This is a genomic window from Vibrio ichthyoenteri ATCC 700023 (assembly GCF_000222605.1).
GTDB classification, from domain to species: Bacteria; Pseudomonadota; Gammaproteobacteria; order Enterobacterales; family Vibrionaceae; genus Vibrio; species Vibrio ichthyoenteri.
In genome coordinates, this window is the sequence record NZ_AFWF01000220.1 from 1 (window position 1) to 3842 (window position 3842).

4 protein-coding genes are annotated in these 3842 nt (G+C 42.4%); 1 reads left to right on the forward strand and 3 read right to left on the reverse strand.

Translation table 11 applies throughout. The features are described 5' to 3' along the window. The coding region (locus RH85_RS15980; protein WP_006713741.1) for an EAL domain-containing protein at nt 1-743 on the forward strand (743 nt) is incomplete at its 5' end. Nucleotides 744-830: 87 nt separating this feature from the next. Here the strand turns inward: RH85_RS15980 and RH85_RS15985 are convergent. The 3 genes from RH85_RS15985 to RH85_RS15995 all read right to left on the reverse strand — a co-directional run. After that, nucleotides 831-1739 carry an aldo/keto reductase gene (locus RH85_RS15985; RefSeq protein ID WP_006713742.1) on the reverse strand — a complete coding sequence of 303 codons (909 nt, stop codon included), beginning with the start codon at nt 1737-1739 and terminating at the stop codon, nt 831-833. 258 nt (nt 1740-1997) lie between these two features. Continuing rightward, nucleotides 1998-3050, reverse strand: a complete 1053-nt coding sequence (aroG, locus tag RH85_RS15990) for a 3-deoxy-7-phosphoheptulonate synthase AroG (protein ID WP_006713743.1) — start codon at nt 3048-3050, stop codon at nt 1998-2000. Between the two features lie 392 nt (nt 3051-3442). Further along, the coding region (locus tag RH85_RS15995; RefSeq protein WP_006713744.1) for a VanZ family protein at nt 3443-3842 on the reverse strand (400 nt) is incomplete at its 5' end.

The window sequence follows — 3842 nt, forward strand, 5'->3', positions numbered from 1 at the left end:
TATATCTACAACCCATTGTCGACATTAATAATAACGAGGTGGTAGGAAGCGAAGCTCTGGTTCGTTGGAATCATCCCAAACAAGGAAAGATCTCCCCAGAGATTTTTATCCCACTAGCAGAAAGCTTAGGGGTGATTGATTTGCTCACCAAGAAAACCCTTAACAATGTCGCTCGATTTTTAACCGACAATCCGACCTACCATGAAAAAAAATACGTCAGTGTAAACCTAAGCCGTGTCTGTTTGGTCGACGATGATTTTGTTACTCACTTGCTGTTATTTACCAAACGCTATCCAGATCTAGTCAGTTGTCTTTTATTAGAGGTCAAGGAAAATCTCGATTTTGATCAGAACCAATTACAACGAGCTCTACACAACCTTAAACGAATTCAAACGATGGGCTTCCATCTCGCGATTGATGATTTTGGTACCGGTTATTCAGGTCTTAATTTCATCCGGCTGCATCGCTTTCAGGTGATGGAAATTGACCAAGTATTTATTAAAAGCTTGCATAGTGATTCCACCATTACACCGGTATTAATCTCTATGATACAACTGGCGAAAGAGCTAAAAATGAAGGTGATTGCCGAAGGGGTTGAGACCGAACAGCAAATCGAATTGCTGAAAGAATTGGATGTTAGCTACATTCAAGGCTTCTACTATTCACACCCAATCAAACCAGAGGCGTTGATCAAGCTCGGTAGTGAGATTAAGTTCGACCAAGTAAGTAAACTCCCAGCATAAGACAACTCAGAATGATCAAAATGAAAAAGCCAGCTATTAAGCTGGCTTTCTATTATGTGTTAGACCATTGCGCATTTTAACGCGAGGTTAAGCGACACCATGACCTTTTGAAGCCACCCAAATTCGATACCATTGCTCACGTGAAAGCTCTAAGCTCAAAGCGTTAACAACCGCTTCCACACGTTCAATTTTACCCGAGCCAATAATCGGCAGCGGTTTCGAGGGTAAACGACGAACCCAAGCATAAATCACTTGATCAATCGATGCGGCACCGATTTCAGCGCGAATCGCTTCAAGTTCAACCAGCACACGCTTTGCTTGTTCTGTTTCACCATTAAAGATCTCACCACCCGCTAAGCATGACCACGCCATCGGTCTAATGCGTTTCATTTGCAGATGATCCAAAGTACCGTCGTGCGCTACCTCGAAATTCAATGGGTTAATTTCAACTTGGTTGGTCACAAGTGGCTTGTGCACACGTGATTGCAGCAACTCAAATTGGCTGGTAGTGAAGTTTGATACGCCAAAGTGCTTCACTTTGCCTACTTTATGTAAATCGGCAAAAACTTCCGCGACTTCATCGGCATCCATCAACACATCAGGGCGATGGATCAGCAATAAATCGATCTGATCAATACCAAGACGAGAGAGTGAATTATTCACTGATTCGATAATATGAGCGGCACTCGTATCATAGTGATTCACTTTGCGCTGTGGATTTTTTGCTCCACACAGATTGATATCACACTTGGTCACAATCTCAATCTGTTCACGGACTGATGGGTCCAATTTTAGCGCTTCACCAAACAATTGCTCACATTCGTATTGACCATAAATGTCAGCATGATCGACAGTGGTAACCCCAAGATCAATATGCTGTTTCAAAAATGTAAGACGTTGTTGAGGCGTCATGTTCCATTCTGCCAATCGCCAGTAACCCTGAACAAGTTCGGAAAGCTCGGGGCCTTGAGGGCCAATTGTTACTTTAGACACCATGTGTTATCTCCTACTAAATTTGCCCCTAGGCTAAGCCTCTTTAATCAATTGCTCAATGTGAACTCGCTCCACTAAGCGACTTATTGCTGTTTTTGAGCCAACAGCCACATTTCTTTCTACGTATAAACCCAACGGTGAGTAATGGGAAATCAGGGAACCTAGATAAGTTTAGAATATTGACGCTCAAAAGCAGAGAGGCGGTACACGACAGACACAAAAAAAGCTCCTAATAAATAGGAGCTTTCCATAAAGATTAACTTAAGCGTTACGGCGTTGTTTCACTGCTTGAGCAAGCTGACGAAGCACTTTTTCAGTGTCATCCCAGTTAATGCAGCCATCAGTGATCGACTGTCCATAAGTCGCCGCTTTACCATCGATGAGATCTTGGCGACCTTCCACCAAATGCGATTCAATCATGACACCAAAAATGGCGTCTTCACCAGCAGCCAACTGGCTTGATACATCTTCAGCAACAACCATTTGGCGCTGGTACTGTTTTGAGCTATTCGCGTGGCTGAAATCAATCATTACTTTTTGTGGTAAACCTGAAGCTTCAAGCTCTTGCTTGATCGCTGCTACGTGCTCTGCACTGTAGTTTGGTTCCTTACCACCACGCAAAATAATATGACAATCCGGGTTACCACTGGTTTCAATAATCGCCGAATGACCAAATTTGGTTACCGACAAGAAATGGTGCGACGCGCCCGCTGAACGGATTGCATCAGAAGCGATTTTGATATTGCCATCGGTACCATTTTTAAATCCAACTGGGCACGACAAACCTGAAGAAAGTTCACGGTGAACTTGAGATTCTGTCGTACGAGCGCCGATAGCACCCCAACTGATCAGATCACCAACATATTGTGGTGTGATCATATCAAGAAATTCGCTTGCGGTTGGTACACCTAAATCAGTCAAATCAAGCAGGAGTTTACGACCAATACGCAGACCATCGTTGATTTTGAAGGTGTCATTCAAGTACGGGTCATTAATTAACCCTTTCCAACCTACTGTCGTACGTGGTTTTTCAAAATAAACACGCATTACGACCTCAAGATCTTGATTTAGCTCATCACGCAGCACTTTCAGCTTTTTGCCATAGTCTAGCGCCGCTTCAGTATCGTGAATCGAACATGGGCCAACGATAACCAACAAACGGTCATCAGTCCCTTTTAAGATATTTGAAATCGACTCTCGAGAACGAAATGTTGTAGAAGAAGCGGTTTCTGTTGCTGGAAATTTTTCCAATACGGCAACGGGTGGTAATAACTCTTTTACTTTGTGAATTCGTACATCATCTGTTTGAAACATCGCTACTTCTTCCTATTTATACGGGTCAATATTTACGAACAAGCAGGCCTGTTCAACCCTTTTACGTTCCTGTTCCTTGTAACTTATCTATCAAAAACCAAGCTTGCAACCATTATTTTAATTAAAAGGCAATATTTCCATTATTTTTACTATTTACACCCAGTGTAAACTTAAGGTTACAGCCATTATCAAAGATAAGAAACTGTCTATAATCTAATTTAAAAATGATTAAATTCAAATAATTACAAAGATGCCATATCATTATCAAGCCGAATTTTAGAGTCAGTTCTAGGAAAATAGCACAGCAACCTCGCCACCGAACGCGAGAATGCCACCCTCCTGGTGAGACCTATGCCCGTTTTTACATCACATATTCACTTCTCACGATCTAATCAATCACGCTTAAGCGCCAAATATGAACGGTAAAGAGCACTACCGACTAACAATCCAGAAATGTTGATCAGCAGGTCTTGCCAAGAGAACTCTCTTCGTGGGCTAAAAGCTTGAAATATCTCATCAACAGAGACGAGACATAGCATCAAAAGAAGTAAAGGAGGGAATCGAAATAACGCATTACGAAAATAGTATTTAGGCGTCGCCCAACACGCCAAAAAACCCAACATAACGGAAATAACACTGTGCAGTGCCCAGTCCCCGCCGAGTAAGATTTCAACGTGTCGAACCCAGTCACCATGAAAATCAAACGTTTTGGCCATCGAGGCAAACCCGCCAATCACCACCAAGCTCATCAATAGCAAGACGCGACGATTGAAATATAAAGGACGTTTAGAA